Consider the following 14,391-nt stretch of genomic DNA (forward strand, 5'->3'; position numbering starts at 1 on the left):
ATCCCACCCTTCGGGGTCGTCAAAGTTGATCGTTTAGGAATCCTACAGATTCACGGGCAAATCGCATATTTACGATTGAGGGACGGCGTGTCCGGGATGGCCGCTATCGCCGTGTGACCCGTGGGTTGAGCCCGTTCACTACGTTCTGCACGTCCCGTCCCCGAACGGCCGCGGTGACGTTGTCGCGCACCATCCCGAGCAGGTTCAGCTGCGACTGGACGGACGCCCCCGCCGCGTGCGGCGACAGCAGGACGTCCTCGCGGGAACGCAGCGGATGCCCCTCCGGAAGCGGCTCCTGCTCGAACACGTCCAGGGCCGCCCCTGCCAGACGTCCCGAGCCCAGTGCGGCGAGGACGGCGTCGTCAGGCGCGATGCCCCCGCGCGCCACGTTCACCAGCAGCGCCTTGTCCGGCAGCAGGGCGAGCCGCTCCGGACCTATCAACCCCCTTGTCTCCTCCGTCAGCGGCAAGGCGAGGACGAGGATGTCGGACGTCGCCACGAGGTCGTCCAGCTCCCGGTACGTCGCCGCCGCCTCGGGACGCCTCCGCCTCGTCCAGTACGAGACCGTGCAGCCCAGGGCCGCGAAGAGCCGCGCGGCCTCGGCGCCGATCGCGCCGAACCCGACGATGCCGACCCGCTGCGTGTGGATCTCGCGCGGGCCGAGCGCCGCCATCTCCATCTGCGGCCATGCGCCCGCGCGGACGGCACGGTCGCCCCGCGCGAGGTTGCGGCACAGCGCGAACGCCGCGCCGACCGCCCATTCGGCGACCCCACGCGCGTTGAAACCCGCCGCGTTCGCCACCGGCACGCCCGCGGCCGCCCACGCGCCGACGTCGATGCTGTCGGTCCCGACCGCGGGCATCTGGACGAACGACACCCGCGGCGCCGCCGCCACGGCCTCGGCGTCCAGCGCCAGCCGGCCGGTGAAGTCGCCGATCACCAGGTCGGCGCCGGCGAGCGCGGCGAGCAGGCCCGCCCGGTCCCTGGCCGGCGGGAACGCCACCTCGGCGGCGTCCGCCAGCGGCGCGAACAACCCCTGGACGATCTCGTCCGCGATCGGGGGCAGGGAAAGGATCCGCCACGGCGCCGTCATCTCGTACCTCCCGTCAGGCCGAACTCGACCGCGTCCCCCATCCACGATCTTGGCCCTCTCACTCTACGAGCAGACCGGCGTCCACGAGCAGGTCAGCCCAGCCGGACCAGCCCCTGCGACGGCGTCACCACCGCCCGGACGCGCTGGTCGTGCGGCTCGGCGGGCACGCTTTCCACCAGCTCCCCGTCGTACAGCAGCGCCACGGTCAGGATCGCCGGGCCCACGCGCGCGAGCGCCCGGTCGTAGGAGCCGCCGCCGCGGCCGAGGCGCACGCCGGTCCCGTCGACCGCGACCGCGGGCACCAGCACGACGTCCGCGCTGGCCACGGCGCCGGGGCCGCGCGGAGGCTCGGACGACTCCAGGCACCCGCGGGCCCCGGGGACGAGCGAGTCGGGCCCCTCGTAGGACGCCCAGTCGAGGTCGCCGTCCGGGAGCAGGCGGGGGACCAGCACGTACGTCCCGCGCTTCCACAGCGCGAACAGCAGGCTCCGCGTGTCCGGCTCGTCGCCTATGGAGACGTACGCCGCGATGGTCCCGGCCATCTCCACCTCCGGGACCGGCAGCAGCGCGTCCCGGATCGGGCGCGCCGCGCCGGAGCGCGACTCGGGCGGCATAGCCGCACGTCGTGCGAGCAGTTCGGCCCGGAGGCCGGTCTTCGTGGCGATGGGGTGCACGCTGTGGTCCTCGTGGATGGCTAGGGTCGTGTATATGGCCGACATTGCACCAGTGCTCAAAGCGGTCGTCCCGGCGGCCGGCCTCGGTACCCGATTCTTGCCCGCGACCAAGGCGACTCCCAAGGAAATGCTGCCCATCGTCGACAAACCGGCGATCCAGTACGTCGTCGAGGAGGCGGTCGACGCGGGGCTGTCCGACGTCCTGATGGTCACCGGACGCAGCAAGCGGTCCATCGAGGACCACTTCGACCGAGCGTACGAGCTGGAGGAGGCGCTGCGCGCCAAGGGCGACGACGAGCGCCTGGAGGCCGTGCACGAGTCCAGCGATCTGGCGATCATGCACTACGTCCGGCAGGGCGAGCCGCGCGGCCTCGGGCACGCGGTGCACTGCGCCCGCCAGCACGTCGGCCGCGAGCCGTTCGCGGTGCTGCTCGGCGACGACATGATCGACGCCCGCGACAAGCTGCTGCAGCGCATGATCGAGGTGCGCGGCCAGTACGGCGGCAGCGTCATCGCGCTGATGGAGGTCGAGCCCGACCAGGTGTCGGCGTACGGGTGCGCGGCCATCGAGGCGACCGACGAGGAGGACGTCGTCCGCATCTCCGACCTCGTGGAGAAGCCCGCCGCCGAGGAGGCCCCGAGCAACTGGATCATCATCGGCCGCTACGTCTGCGACCCCGCGGTGTTCGACGTCCTGGAGAAGACCCCGCCCGGCCGCGGTGGCGAGATCCAGCTGACCGACGCGCTGCGCGCCCTCGCCGACATGCCCGCCGACCAGGGCGGCGGCGTCTACGGGGTCAAGTTCCGGGGCCGCCGCTACGACACCGGCAACAAGCTGGAGTACCTGCGGACGGTCGTCCAGTTCGCGGCGGAACGGCCCGACCTGGCGCCGGAGTTCCTGCCGTGGCTGCGGGAATTCGTCCGAACGCAGGACGGCGTGGGCGACACAACGGATTCGTGACGACGCGTCAGACTGGGGCCGTGGCTATGAGAACGGTCGACGAGCATCTGACGGAGATCCTCGGCAGCGTGGCACCGCTGCCGCCGCTCGACCTGGCGCTGCTGGAGGCGCAGGGCACGGTGCTCGCCGAGTCCGTGTCCGCGCCGGTGCCGCTGCCGCCGTTCGACAACTCCGCGATGGACGGCTACGCCGTCGTCGCGGCCGACATCGCGGCGGCCACCGAGGCCGGACCCGTCGCGCTGCCCGTCGTCGGCGACATCGTCGCGGGCGACTCCGGCGTGTCGGCGATCCGGCCGGGCCTGACCGCCCGGATCATGACGGGCGCGCCGCTGCCGGCCGGCGCCGACGCCGTGATCCCCGTCGAGTGGACCGACGGCGGCAACGCCACCGTCCGGATCTCGCGCGCCGCCCCGCCGGGCAACTACATCCGGCGGGCGGGGGAGGACGTCCTCGCCGGGCAGGTCGTCGCCGAGGCCGGCACCCGCATCACCGCCGCGCGGATCGGCATGCTCGCGGCGGTCGGACGGTCCCGGGTGACCGTCCGGCCGAAACCGCGCATCGTGGTCGTCTCCACGGGCGACGAACTGCGCGAGCCGGGCACCTCCCTGGCGCCCGGCCAGATCTGGGAGTCCAACAGCTTCATGCTCACCGCCGCCGTGGCCGAGGCGGGGGGAACGGGCTTCCGGCAGGCCACGGTGCAGGACGAACCCGCCAAGGTCCTGGAAATGCTCCACGACCAGCTCGTCCGGGCCGACGCCATCGTCACGACCGGGGGCGTCTCCATGGGCACCAGGGACGTCGTCAAGGAAGTGCTCAGCGGTACCGGGACCGTGAGTTTCCACAAGGTGCGAATGCGTCCTGGCAAGCCGCAGGGGTTCGGCCTCCTGGAAGGCATCCCCGTCTTCACGCTTCCAGGCAATCCCGTCAGCGCGTACGTGTCGTTCCAGGTGTTCGTCCGTCCCGCCCTACGCGTCATGCAGGGGCTGCCGCCCGAACCGCTTCCCACCGTGAGCGCCGTTGTCGCCGAGGACGTCAAGTCGCCCGCGGGGCTCCGTCACTTCCTGCGGGGGCGACTCTCGTTCACCCGCGGTTTCTACACCGTCACGGCGGCCGGCGTGCAGGGCTCGCACCAGCTCGGGTCCCTGTCGTCCGCGAACGCGCTCATCGAGATTCCGGAGGACGTCGAAGCCATGCCGGCCGGGTCGCACGTCGAGGTCATGAGGTTGCCGTCATGAGTGCCATGGGGTCCGAGTTCACCCATCTGGACGACAAGGGGTCGGCCCGCATGGTCGACGTGTCGTCGAAGGACGTCTCGTCCCGGACGGCGACGGCGACGGGGTTCGTCCGCCTGTCGCCCGAATGCGTCGCCCTGCTGCGCGCCGGCGACATCCCCAAGGGCGACGCCCTGTCCGTCGCCCGCATCGCCGGGATCATGGGGGCCAAGCGCGTGCCCGACCTCGTCCCGCTGTGCCACCCGATCGCGCTGCACGGCGTCACCGTCGACCTCGCCATCGACGACGCCGGCGTCGCGATCACGGCCGTCACCCGCACCGCCGACCGCACCGGCGTGGAGATGGAGGCGCTCACCTCGGTCACCGTCGCCGCCCTCGCGCTGGTCGACATGGTGAAGGCCGTCGACCCCGCCGCCGTGATCACCGACGTCCGGGTCGAGGAGAAGACCGGCGGCAGGAGCGGGGTGTGGCGCCGGTGATCAGGGCGATGGCGGTCACCGTCTCCAACCGCGCCGCGGCGGGCCTCTACGAGGACAGGTCCGGCCCCGTGATGGTCGAGATGCTGGAGGACATCGGCTGCCAGGTGGACGGCCCCGTCGTCGTCCCGGACGGCGAACCGGTCACCGGGGTCCTGCGCGACGCGGTCGCCGCCGGCTACGACGTCGTCGTCACGTCCGGCGGGACCGGCCTCACCCCCACCGACCAGACCCCCGAGATGACCCGGCCGGTCATCGAACGGGAGGTTCCGGGCATCGCCGAGGCCATCCGGCTGGAGGGCCGCGGGAAGGTCCCCGCCGCGATCCTGTCGCGCGGCCTCGCCGGCATCGCGGGCCGCACCCTCATCGTCAACCTGCCCGGCTCGACCGGCGGCGTCCGCGACGGCATGACCGTCCTCGCCCGCGTCCTGCCCCACGCGGTCGACCAGATCAACGGGGGCGACCACCCCCGCCCGCAGGGCTAGAACCGCCCCCGCCGCGCGACCGCCCTGCCGCGGGGGGACCGGAAGGGACCACCCCGCGATCATCGAGCCCGGCTACGCCCGGATGACGTGGACGCCGGCCTCGGTGAAGGCGGCGAGTTCGGACTCGGGCGCCGTCGCATCCGTCACCAGGACGTCGATCTCGTCGGTGCCGCAGATGCGGGCGAACGCGCGGTGGCCGACCTTGGAGCCGTCCGCCACCACGACCACCCGGTCGGCGCGCTCGGCCATCAGCCGGTTCACGACCGCCTCGCCCTCGTTGTGGCAGGTCGCGCCGTGCCGCGCGGTCACCCCGTTCACCCCGATGACCGTTACGTCCAGCGTCACGTGGTCGAAGATGCCGGTGGCGAGCGGCCCGGTCAGCTCGTAGGACTGCGGCCGCGGCACCCCGCCCGTCAGGACGATCTTCACGTGCGGCCGGACGGCCAGCTCGTTGCCGATGTTCAGCGCGTTCGTCACGATCGTGATCGCCGGGGTCGGCCCCTCGGCGTGCAGGTCGGCGCGCGTGGCGAGGACCCGGGCGACCTCCGAGGTCGTCGTCCCGCCGTTCAGCCCGATGATCGACCCCGGTTCGGCCAGCTCCGCGGCCGCCGCCGCGATCCGCTGTTTCTCCGACGCGTGCCGCGCCGCCTTGTACCGCAGCGGCAGGTCGTAGCTGACGCTCTGCGCGACGGCGCCGCCGCGGGTGCGGGTCAGCATCTGCTGCTGCGCCAGCTGGTCGAAGTCGCGGCGGATCGTCGCGGCCGACACCCCCATGCGCAGGGACGCCTCCTCGACGGTCAGCCGCCCGGCGCCCGCGAGCAGTTCGAGCAGCCCGTTCCAGCGCTCGTGCCGGGTCACACCGGCCCCCTTTCCTGCGGGTGGACGGGAGTCCGGGGAGGTGGTCATCCGCGGAGTCTAGCCGTGCGCGCCCCTGGCCCTACCTGAGCGTTGCGGCCATGGAACAATCAGGATCGATCATATGCGTGCACAGAGAGGATTCCATGGCGAAGCCGGCCGGCGACGGCGCCGTTTCCCTGGCCAACGCGCGGATCGTCCTCCCGGACGGCGTCCGCGACGGTGCCCTCCACATCGCCGGCGGCACGATCGCGGCCGGCCCCGCGCCCGGCTCCGGCGAAGTGATCGACCTCGCCGGACGGCACGTCGTGCCCGGCTTCGTGGACATGCACGTCCACGGCGGCGCGGGCGCCTCCTACCAGCTCGGACGCGCGGACGAGGCCCGCCGGGCCGCCTCCTTCCACCTCGCGCACGGCACCACCACCACGATGGCGAGCCTCGTCACCGGCGACCCGGAGGAACTGGCCGGCGCCGTCGAGGGCCTGGCCGACCTCGCCGCCGACGGCGTGATCGCGGGCGTCCACCTGGAGGGCCCCTACCTGGCCCGCGCGCGCTGCGGCGCGCACGACCCCGCGCTGCTGCGCGACCCGGACCCCGCCGAGTTCCGCCGCCTCGTCCGCCTCGGCCGCGGGCACGTCCGCATGATCACTCTCGCGCCCGAGCTGCCGGGCGCCCTCGACCTCGTCCGGGAGGCGGTGGACGCGGGCGTGATCGCGGCCGTCGGCCACACCGACGGCTCAGGCCGGGCGGCCCGGGCGGCGTTCGACGCGGGCGCGCGCGTGGCGACGCACCTGTTCAACGCGATGCGACCGCTGCACCACCGCGAGGGCGGGCCGGTCGCCGCCGCCCTGAACGACCCCCGGGTCACCGTGGAGCTGATCAACGACGGCGTCCACGTGGAGCCCGCCGTGGCCCGCCTGGTGTTCGCCGCCACGCCCCGCGCCGCGCTCATCACCGACGCGATGGCCGCCGCCGGGATGGGCGACGGCGACTACCGCCTCGGCGTGATGGACGTCGAGGTCCGCGACGGCCGCGCCGTCCTCGCGGGCGGGACGTCCATCGCGGGCAGCACGATCACCATGGCGGACGCCTTCCGCCGCGCCGTCGCCGACGTCGGCCTGCCGATCGAGCGCGCCGCCGAGGCCGCGTCCCTCACCCCGGCGCGCGCTCTCGGCATCGACGCGCGTGTCGGGTCACTGGAGCCCGGCAAGGACGCCGACCTGGTCGTCCTGGACGATGACCTGCGCGTCGACTGGGTGATGAGACGGGGCCGGCGCCTGTGACGGCGGTGGCCGAACGTCCCGCGTGCCCGATTTCTCGGGGACGATATGGCGTTCGGACATCCGACCAGGGAATCATGGAACCGTGGAACGTTTGCGGGGATGGCCGGTCACCCTGACCGAGGGCCCTGTTGGGCTGCGCCCGCTGCGGCACCGCGACGCCGCCGTCTGGCGCGAGCTGCGGGTCCGCAACGCCGACTGGCTCCGCCCCTGGGAGCCCACCAACCCCGAGACGCCGCTGTTCCGCAGCGGCCTCGGGCCGTACGTCAGCATGGTCCACACCATGCGCCGCGAGGCCCGCCACGGCCTCGCCCTCCCGTGGGTGGTCACCCACGAGGACGATTTCGCCGGGCAGCTCACCATCGGCGCGGTCGTCTGGGGTTCGGCGCGGTCCGCGCAGATCGGCTACTGGGTCGACAGGCGCGTCGCCGGCCGCGGCGTCATTCCCACCGCCGTCGCCCTCGCCGTCGACCACTGTTTCTTCACCGTCGGCCTGCACCGCCTCGAAGCCAATATCCGTCCGGAGAACACCGCGAGCCGCCGCGTCGTCGAAAAACTCGGATTCCGCGAAGAGGGAATTCGGCGCCGCCATCTGCACATCGACGGCGCCTGGCGCGACCACATCTGCTATGCCCTCACCGTCGAGGACGTCCCCGGTGGCCTGCGCGCCCGCTGGCTGGCAGACCGGAAACAGGCATTTCCCCGGCGCACCTGAGCGGCCCATGACTTTCCCACCGTAAGAATCCTGCGATCGAGAAGTCCCGGCAAACGGAGAGTAACGGCGAGATCGATCTCGCGACACACCGTCCCTTATGCTCGTCAACCTCTGACAGCCCCTCGTACCGTGCGGGGCGTGACCCTGCTCCCATTGCACGTTCGCGCGCCGAAAGTCGGCCCGCCCGGCGAGCGTGCCCTGGAACGGTGGGGCCGATGAGCAGCGCCGTCCTTTACCTTGCGATCGTCGCCGTCTGGGCCGTCGTCCTGGTACCCATGTGGCTGCGCCGCGACACCGAGACCACGGGGATCTCCCGCCTCCTCCACAAGCGTCCCGACGAGCCCGTCGCCGAAGACGAGGCCGGTGAGGAGGAGACGCTCCGCGAGGAGGAGGTCCCCCCGCCGCGCCGCCCGGCGAGCCGCGCCACCGTCATCGCCCGGCGCCGCCGCCGCACCACCGGCCTCGCGGCGCTGCTCCTCACCTCCGCGGCGGTCGCCGCCTCCGGCCTCGCGCCCTGGTGGATCACCGCGCCCCCGGTCCTGCTCCTGTCCGGGCACCTGGCGCTCCTGCGCGTCGCCGTGGGCATGGACACCGCCCGCCGCCGCGCCACCGCCCAGGCCCGCGCCGCGGCCCGCGCCCGCGCCCTGGAGGCCCGCCGTGCCGCCGAGACCGCCGAGCCCGCCGAGGTCATCGAGCTCGTCACCCCCGACGAGGTCTTCGACCAGTACGCCGACGACCGCCGAGCCGTCGGCGAATAACCGGTGCGCGAGCACTCCCCGATGTTTGCTAACCTTACGGAGTCCTCGGGGCTGTGGCGCAGTCCGGTAGCGCACCTCGTTCGCATCGAGGGGGTCAGGGGTTCAAATCCCCTCAGCTCCACGAGTCGGGCCACCCTGGTCGACGCTTTGCGTCTTCCCTGGTGGCCCGCTGTGTTTTCCGGGGGACGCCCCGGATTCCGATAGGTCAAAGGCCGGTCCAACAAATGGGAACCGGCCTTTTCGATGCTCGTACAGCAGCAGAGTACGGGCCGGCCGGCTCAGGGAAGGCTGCGGTCAGCGGCAGGAGTGAGCAGGTTGCCGGCGCGGACGGCGTTCAGGCGCTGCCGGATGAAGCGGTCCTGGTGCCGGCCCCATGTGTCGATTTTTGTGGGGTGGGTGCTCTGGTCCGGGTGCTTGCGGTAGAGCCAGGTCACGGAGGGTTCCTGGTAGCCGTCGAAGACTTCGCTGAGTGCGATGAAGAGGGCTACGTCCTGCGCGCGGGGAAGGGCGCCCCAGCCGCCGAAGGCGCGAATCAGGTTCGTGGGGGCGACAAGGCCGGCGCAGGCCGCCTGGCATAGTCCCGTCTCTTCGTAGAGACGGCCGATCGTGCCCGCGGGCACTCTGCCGCAGGGGTAGGCCAGGGGGTAGCGGACGCGGCGTCCGTCGATCAGGTCGTCCGCCTGACCGATCGTCCAGCCGATGCCGGGTTGTTGGTCGAAGGCGGGGATGAGCGTTGCGAGGCCGTCGGGAAGAAGGACGTCGTCATAGTCGAGCACCGCGACCAGCTCGCCGCGTGCCCGGCTCAGTGCGAAGTTCCTGGTTGTTCCGGTGCCGAGCTGGGCGCCGTTCGCCTCATAGAGCGCACCCGGACACAGGTCGCGGGCCGCCGGCGTGTCCCCGTCCTCTTGGACGAGCCATTCGAGGTCCCAGCCGGGCGGGAGGCGTTGAGCGGCGACGCCGGCAGCGGCCTGCCGCAGGTAGTCGGGTACCGGCTCCCGTACGGCGGTGATGATCGAGATGAGCGGCATGGCACTCCTCCTCGTGGGCGGCGGCGGAACACGGCCTTGATCATCACATGGCCCGAGGCGGAGGCGGGGAGACGGCAGCCCCTACAGTGCTGAGATGGACGTGAGCGCGATGCTGGAGCGGTACGCCTATCCGGAGACGACACCGTGGCTGCGGGCGAACATGATCGCGTCGCTCGACGGGGGGATCCAGTACGAGGGGAGCACCAGCGCACTCGGGTACGCGGGGGACTGGGCTCTCATGCAGCGGCTCAGGACGTTGGCCGACGTTGTGATCATGGGGGCCACGACCGTCCGGGAGTACGGGACGTATCCGGCGGAGGCGTCGAAGCTGGCGATCGTGTCGCGGAGTCTGCGGCTCGACTTCGACGGGCCGCTGTTCGCCGAGGCGCCCACGCCGCCGGTCGTCATCACCTGCGGCGCGGCACCGGCCGAGCGGCTCCGCGAGGCGGAGGAGCACGCCGAGGTCATCGTGTGCGGTACTGACTCCACGGACATGGGCATGGCGTTGCAGCAGCTGGCCGACAAGGGTTACCGGCGCCAGCTCTGCGAGGGCGGCCCGGTCGTCCTCGCCGAGATCGCCGCCGCGGGGTGGTTGCACGAGCTGTGCCTGACGTTGAGTCCGGTCATCACTGCCGGCGGCGCCGCCCGCGTTCTCAACGGTCCGGCCATCGACATGCAGCGCATGGAGCTGTGCCACGCGATCCAGGACGAGAACTATCTCTACTTGCGGTACCGCATGGCCCAGACCTAGACGAGGTTGTGACGGACGTAGGCGGGGGGACGCCACCCGAGAATGCTCTCGACCATGTTCACCGCTTGCCTTGCCTCTGCCACGTCGTGGACCCGCACGATGCGTGCGCCGCTCAGGATGGAGACGGCGAGGGTGGCGATGGTGCCCTCGATGCGGTCTTGCTGGTCTCGCCGCAGGGTCTCGCCGATGAAGTCCTTGTTCGAGATCGCGACGAGCAGCGGGTGGCCGAGCTGCGCGATCTCCGGGAGGCGGCGGGTCAGTTCGAGTGAGTGATAGGTGTTCTTGTTCAGGTCGTGGCCGGGGTCGATGACGATCCGGTCCGCCGGCACGCCGTGCTTCTCGGCCAGGGCGACCCGCTGACGCAGGAACTCGGCGACCTCGGTGACCACGTCGTCATACTGCGGACGGGGGTAGGGGGTCCGGGGGTCGGCGAGGCTGTGCGTGATGATGAGGGTCGCGCCGGCCTCGGCGACCACATCGGCGAGGGCGGGGTCGTGCAGGCCGCTCGTGTTGTTCAGGACGTCGGCACCGGCGGCGAAGGCGGCGCGGGCGACCTCTGGCCGGTACGTCTCGACGGAGATCACCGCATCCGTGCGGGAGCGAGCACCCTCGACGACGGGCACCACGCGGTCGATCTCTTCCTCGACGCTCACCGGAGGCCCCGGAGCGAAGGGGACGCCGCCGATGTCCAGCCAATCGGCTCCGTGGACGAGCGCGTTCTCCGCCGCGATCAGAGCTTTGTCCAAGGCGAATGTGCGGCCTTGGTCGTGAAATGAATCGGGAGTGCGATTGATTATCGCCATCACGGCGACCTGCCGGGAGAAATCAAACGTTCGTTGCCCGATCGTCCGCTCAGGGCAAATAATCTCAGGATAGTAGACCGCGTTCTTTTCGCTCACATCAGCCGCCTAAGTTGAACTCGGCGCCAGCATAGCAAGGTGGGGGACGGCTACCTCTCTGGTCGCACCCGTCGCAGCCCCACGGTGGTGACGAGCCGCAGGAGGGCGAAGAAGACCAAAGCCCCGCCGACTACCAGAAGCATGGAGAGCGCCCGTTCCTGGAAGCCGTGCGACTTGATCACTACGGCTCCGGATCCGGCGATGAAGCCGACGAGAGCGACGAAGAGCCCGAGTATCTCCACCATCTTGAGCAGGCCGGACGAGACCATCTCCTGCGCCACGTCGACACGTTGGGCCAGCCTCAGCGAAGCCTCGTTGAGCCGTTGTTCAAGCTCGGTCGAGGCCGCCGCGATTCTTTCGTCCACCTGCTCGGCGATGGAGGCCGCGACGGCCTGGGTGTTGCGTTCGATCTGCTTTTGCAGATCCTGGGCAAGGATGATCGATCGCCGCTCTTGCGTGAACTGTTCGTGTACCAGAGCGTCGCCAGGGCCGAGAGCGTCTATCGCCCGGTCGATCTCGTAGAGCCCGTCCTCGAACCGGCCTAGTTTCCGATACGCCGTCGCGCGCCGGTAATAGACGATCTCGTTCTCCTGGCCGCGCGCCATCATCTCATCGGAGAGGCCGAGCATCAGCTGTGGCTGTTCCGGCAAGTGATCGGCGAAATTGATGCCCGTCAGGAGCACCTGGTTGCTCTTGTCGTCGGCGTCGGGAGCGTCGACTGCCCGCCGGAACATGCTGAGCCCGTTCGACGTACGAGCGCCGAGTGCGGCGAAGGCCGCGAAGCTCAGGACGAGGGCGTCGTCCTCGAATTCGGTCAACCAGTCGACGCACTGCCGGTGGAGCTGCCGCCCCCATGCGCTCCGCGAGCTGGTCGCTCTCCGGGCTCCGCCGTTGCGGCGGGACGCCGTCGTCCATGAGACCCCTTGCCGTCTGAAGCGACTGAACCAGCCCAGCAGTCTAGGCCGCCGCCGCATGCGGACGGCCGCCAGGAAGACGGGCTTTCGGTGGCGGGCCCTCCGCGTGGTGCGGGCCCGGCCGGCGCCCCGGGTACAGCCGTCGATCGGGAGGAGGAGCGCATCATCGGAGGTCAGAGGGGAAGGTACGCCCGCATGATCGCTGCCGGCAGTCCCGAGCCCGACGAGGCGACCGTGAGAGCCGTGGGCAAGCTGAGCGAGGCCCTGGAGAGCATCGAGCGCGCCCGAGGCCATCTCTACTCATGGCACCAACTCACCGGCAAGGCGGACTTCGAGTTGGGCGATGCGGCCGCGCTACTAGCCAAGGCCGGGCACCAGGGCCTTGCCGATGAACTGTCGCGCGAACTCGTAGGCCGCAATGTCCTCCCGGACCGTTGGAGCTTCCAGGCGATCGAGGAGTACGAAGACACCTACTACGAGCCGCTCCGACGTTATGAGGCGCGGGTTCGAGAGGCGTTGACCGCTGGTAGACGGCACCTCTACGAGGCTCAGTTGAAGGAGGAGCGGCGTACCCACGGACACCCGCACCATACGGCCGCGCCAGGTAACGCGTAGCAGTCGCCTGGAGAAGGCGGAGGGTGGGAGTCCCCAGGGCACCGACGCGCCCCGGGAACTCCCGGTCGTTCAGTTACCGCCTCCCCTTGCAGTCGGGAAAGGCGCTGCCGGCGCCGCAGTTGCGGCCCTCGTTCGCGGACACATCGACCGTGGTGCCGTCCTGGAGGAAGATCTTCCAGTGATCGGTCTGCCAGAGGCGGGAGGTCACCTGCCCCGTCCCCTCGCCGGGAGGGGCCGAAGCGGCGGGACGGTCCGAGCCGCCCGGGGTGGAGCCGGACTCAGGAAGTCCGGTCTTCCCCGTGCCGCCGATCAAAAGAAGGAGGACCGCTCCCGCGACCCACCCTGTTGTCTTGTTCTGCATTGTCCTGACTGGCAGCCTGCCCCACCCCCGCGGGGCTCATTAGGCACCAGCCCTCCTTTCGAAGGCGACCGTCCTCTGAGAACCGGGACCGGCAAGTGGCCGCATCCCCTCGTATCAGCGAGAGTTGCCAGCTCAGAACCTTGATCGGGGCGTATTTCGAGGAAGTCCCAGATCGGTCGTCAGGACGGGGGCGGCGTTGAGCGGGCGGCGAGGGGTCGTGCGCAGTGCCGGGCAGACGAAACGGTGGGGAGGCATTGCCTCCCCACCGCGGTTGCCGGGCCGGTCGAGCCCAGCGGTTCTACCGGGCGGCGCGGTTCACGCGCCGCCCGGCGGATTGGCCGCCGGGACCCTGAGCGGGGCCCGGCGGCCATCTGTCGGCAGTGGCCTCCGGCAACCGGCTGCCGGCCGTACCGCTACTCCAGACGGCCCAGATACCGGAGCAGCGGCCTGTCCAGTTCGGCGGTGTTCGCCACGATGGCCACCACGATGATCAGCACGCCGGCGGCCACGAACCAGCCGGGGACCTCCCCGAGCAGCAGCAGTCCGACCGGCAGGCTCATGATCGGCTCACCGCTGGACAGCACACCGAACTTCTCCTTGCCCAGGTGGCCGATGGCCCGCGCCTCCAGCACCGGGGCCACGCACGCCGTGAACAGACCGGTCAGCATGGCCAGCAGGAGGGTCCGGGGCTGGAACCAGTCCAGACCCCCCCGCGAGCAGCCAGCAGGCCGCGCCCGGGATGGTGAGCAGGCCGGCCAGGGCCAGCCCGATCGTCTCGGCTCCCCGCTGCTCCAGCTTCTCGACCGCACTGACGTTCACGGCGAAGCAGACCGCGGCCACGGCGGCGAAGGCGTAGCCGAGCCAGTCGGCGTGGGCCTCCTCCTGCAGCGACATGATCCACAGACCCGTGCCGGCCAGGACGGGCCAGGCCACCGCGAGGTAGCGGGCCTCGCGGAGCGTGCCCCAGACCGTGCAGACCGTGTCCGAGCGGGTGAAAATGACAACTGTTGTCGTCATCACAACGGCCGGTCAGTTCCGGGGTGAGGGCTGCGAGGCTCGCCGCGTGCCGGGCGGCGGTGGAACTTCCTCGGGAGTCGCCCGGGTGCGGCGCCTCGCCGATGTCGACGGGAGGGAGCGCATGCCGTTGCCGCGGCCGGGCTCACCGCTTCGAGCGAGCCGGTACGGCACGTCCGCGAGGGCGACGGCAAGACGTTCGTCTCGCATCGTGGGACGGCGGCGGGGCCTTGCTGAAAAGGGGCGGCGGGGCTGGCTAATCTATCGACTTGGTAGGATT

Annotated in this window: 17 protein-coding genes and 1 tRNA gene; 10 read left to right on the top strand and 8 right to left on the bottom strand. The window is 71.1% G+C overall.

The genetic code is table 11. From position 1 onward, the window contains the following. Positions 1-103 precede the first annotated feature (103 nt). Both CHC11_RS09355 and CHC11_RS09360 read right to left on the bottom strand, forming a co-directional pair. A complete protein-coding gene (locus CHC11_RS09355; protein WP_089311245.1) occupies positions 104-1,093 on the bottom strand; it encodes an NAD(P)-dependent oxidoreductase in 990 nt (329 codons plus the stop codon). Positions 1,094-1,185: 92 nt separating this feature from the next. Continuing rightward, positions 1,186-1,767, bottom strand: coding sequence for a 5-formyltetrahydrofolate cyclo-ligase (locus CHC11_RS09360; protein WP_281258295.1), 582 nt, complete (start codon positions 1,765-1,767; stop codon positions 1,186-1,188). Positions 1,768-1,801: 34 nt separating this feature from the next. On the opposite strand from CHC11_RS09360, the gene galU reads away from it, so the two are divergent. Genes galU through CHC11_RS09380 form a run of 4 tightly spaced genes read left to right on the top strand, consistent with a single transcriptional unit; the run spans position 1,802 to position 4,921 of the window. Next, complete coding sequence (gene galU / locus CHC11_RS09365; protein ID WP_089311247.1) at positions 1,802-2,728, top strand: UTP--glucose-1-phosphate uridylyltransferase GalU; 927 nt, start codon at positions 1,802-1,804, stop codon at positions 2,726-2,728. Positions 2,729-2,754: 26 nt separating this feature from the next. Next, positions 2,755-3,963 (top strand): molybdotransferase-like divisome protein Glp, encoded by a 1,209-nt coding sequence (gene glp / locus CHC11_RS09370; protein ID WP_089311248.1) that lies wholly within the window; start codon positions 2,755-2,757, stop codon positions 3,961-3,963. A gap of 5 nt (positions 3,964-3,968) precedes the next feature. Continuing rightward, entirely contained in the window at positions 3,969-4,439 is a 471-nt protein-coding gene (gene moaC / locus CHC11_RS09375) for a cyclic pyranopterin monophosphate synthase MoaC (protein WP_089311249.1), read from the top strand. Between the two features lie 8 nt (positions 4,440-4,447). Then, positions 4,448-4,921, top strand: a complete 474-nt coding sequence (locus tag CHC11_RS09380; RefSeq protein ID WP_089311627.1) for a MogA/MoaB family molybdenum cofactor biosynthesis protein — start codon at positions 4,448-4,450, stop codon at positions 4,919-4,921. A 72-nt stretch (positions 4,922-4,993) separates the two neighbouring features. Here the strand turns inward: CHC11_RS09380 and CHC11_RS09385 are convergent, their stop codons facing one another. Continuing rightward, the gene (locus tag CHC11_RS09385) at positions 4,994-5,827 is read right to left on the bottom strand and encodes a DeoR/GlpR family DNA-binding transcription regulator (protein WP_245918995.1); all 834 of its coding nucleotides are present in this window, start codon (positions 5,825-5,827) and stop codon (positions 4,994-4,996) included. Positions 5,828-5,922: 95 nt separating this feature from the next. On the opposite strand from CHC11_RS09385, the gene nagA reads away from it, so the two are divergent. The 4 genes from nagA (at position 5,923) to CHC11_RS09405 (ending at position 8,650) form a co-directional block, all read left to right on the top strand. Beyond that, complete coding sequence (nagA, locus tag CHC11_RS09390) at positions 5,923-7,059, top strand: N-acetylglucosamine-6-phosphate deacetylase (protein WP_089311251.1); 1,137 nt, start codon at positions 5,923-5,925, stop codon at positions 7,057-7,059. A 91-nt stretch (positions 7,060-7,150) separates the two neighbouring features. Next, positions 7,151-7,771 (top strand): GNAT family N-acetyltransferase, encoded by a 621-nt coding sequence (locus CHC11_RS09395; protein ID WP_089311252.1) that lies wholly within the window; start codon positions 7,151-7,153, stop codon positions 7,769-7,771. Positions 7,772-7,986: 215 nt separating this feature from the next. Continuing rightward, a complete protein-coding gene (sepX, locus tag CHC11_RS09400; protein WP_089311253.1) occupies positions 7,987-8,529 on the top strand; it encodes a divisome protein SepX/GlpR in 543 nt (180 codons plus the stop codon). 47 nt (positions 8,530-8,576) lie between these two features. After that, positions 8,577-8,650 (top strand) — tRNA-Ala (locus tag CHC11_RS09405). A gap of 157 nt (positions 8,651-8,807) precedes the next feature. Here CHC11_RS09405 and CHC11_RS09410 read toward each other — a convergent pair. After that, the gene (locus tag CHC11_RS09410) at positions 8,808-9,557 is read right to left on the bottom strand and encodes a glycosyltransferase family 2 protein (RefSeq protein WP_089311254.1); all 750 of its coding nucleotides are present in this window, start codon (positions 9,555-9,557) and stop codon (positions 8,808-8,810) included. 94 nt (positions 9,558-9,651) lie between these two features. Between CHC11_RS09410 and CHC11_RS09415 the strand changes: the two genes are divergently transcribed. Beyond that, positions 9,652-10,308, top strand: a complete 657-nt coding sequence (locus tag CHC11_RS09415; protein WP_089311255.1) for a dihydrofolate reductase family protein — start codon at positions 9,652-9,654, stop codon at positions 10,306-10,308. On the opposite strand, the gene folP is transcribed toward CHC11_RS09415, so the two are convergent. Together folP and CHC11_RS09425 are read right to left on the bottom strand one after the other, a co-directional pair. Then, positions 10,305-11,207 carry a dihydropteroate synthase gene (folP, locus tag CHC11_RS09420; RefSeq protein WP_245919000.1) on the bottom strand — a complete coding sequence of 301 codons (903 nt, stop codon included), beginning with the start codon at positions 11,205-11,207 and terminating at the stop codon, positions 10,305-10,307. The genes CHC11_RS09415 and folP overlap by 4 nt on opposite strands. Before the next feature lie 50 nt (positions 11,208-11,257). After that, on the bottom strand, positions 11,258-12,025 hold the full coding sequence (locus tag CHC11_RS09425; RefSeq protein ID WP_089311257.1) for a hypothetical protein: 768 nt from the start codon (positions 12,023-12,025) through the stop codon (positions 11,258-11,260). Between the two features lie 291 nt (positions 12,026-12,316). Between CHC11_RS09425 and CHC11_RS09430 the strand changes: the two genes are divergently transcribed. Then, positions 12,317-12,736, top strand: coding sequence for a hypothetical protein (locus CHC11_RS09430; protein WP_089311258.1), 420 nt, complete (start codon positions 12,317-12,319; stop codon positions 12,734-12,736). Positions 12,737-12,809: 73 nt separating this feature from the next. Here CHC11_RS09430 and CHC11_RS43360 read toward each other — a convergent pair whose 3' ends face one another. Both CHC11_RS43360 and CHC11_RS43365 read right to left on the bottom strand, forming a co-directional pair. Next, positions 12,810-12,944, bottom strand: coding sequence for a hypothetical protein (locus CHC11_RS43360; RefSeq protein ID WP_281258296.1), 135 nt, complete (start codon positions 12,942-12,944; stop codon positions 12,810-12,812). A 566-nt stretch (positions 12,945-13,510) separates the two neighbouring features. Then, positions 13,511-13,906, bottom strand: coding sequence for an EamA family transporter (locus CHC11_RS43365; RefSeq protein ID WP_281258297.1), 396 nt, complete (start codon positions 13,904-13,906; stop codon positions 13,511-13,513). Positions 13,907-14,391 lie beyond the last annotated feature (485 nt).

The sequence above is a fragment of the Actinomadura mexicana genome, from assembly GCF_900188105.1.
GTDB lineage: Bacteria > Actinomycetota > Actinomycetes > Streptosporangiales > Streptosporangiaceae > Spirillospora > Spirillospora mexicana.

Bases quoted from the DNA above. Each gene is read 5' to 3' on its own strand.
- CHC11_RS09355 (WP_089311245.1), bottom strand. From the start codon at position 1,093: ATGACGGCGCCGTGGCGGATCCTTTCCCTGCCCCCGATCGCGGACGAG.
- galU (WP_089311247.1), top strand. From the start codon at position 1,802: ATGGCCGACATTGCACCAGTGCTCAAAGCGGTCGTCCCGGCGGCCGGC.
- glp (WP_089311248.1), top strand. From the start codon at position 2,755: ATGAGAACGGTCGACGAGCATCTGACGGAGATCCTCGGCAGCGTGGCA.
- moaC (WP_089311249.1), top strand. From the start codon at position 3,969: ATGGGGTCCGAGTTCACCCATCTGGACGACAAGGGGTCGGCCCGCATG.
- CHC11_RS09380 (WP_089311627.1), top strand. From the start codon at position 4,448: ATGGCGGTCACCGTCTCCAACCGCGCCGCGGCGGGCCTCTACGAGGAC.
- CHC11_RS09385 (WP_245918995.1), bottom strand. From the start codon at position 5,827: ATGACCACCTCCCCGGACTCCCGTCCACCCGCAGGAAAGGGGGCCGGT.
- nagA (WP_089311251.1), top strand. From the start codon at position 5,923: ATGGCGAAGCCGGCCGGCGACGGCGCCGTTTCCCTGGCCAACGCGCGG.
- sepX (WP_089311253.1), top strand. From the start codon at position 7,987: ATGAGCAGCGCCGTCCTTTACCTTGCGATCGTCGCCGTCTGGGCCGTC.
- CHC11_RS09410 (WP_089311254.1), bottom strand. From the start codon at position 9,557: ATGCCGCTCATCTCGATCATCACCGCCGTACGGGAGCCGGTACCCGAC.
- CHC11_RS09415 (WP_089311255.1), top strand. From the start codon at position 9,652: ATGGACGTGAGCGCGATGCTGGAGCGGTACGCCTATCCGGAGACGACA.
- CHC11_RS09430 (WP_089311258.1), top strand. From the start codon at position 12,317: ATGATCGCTGCCGGCAGTCCCGAGCCCGACGAGGCGACCGTGAGAGCC.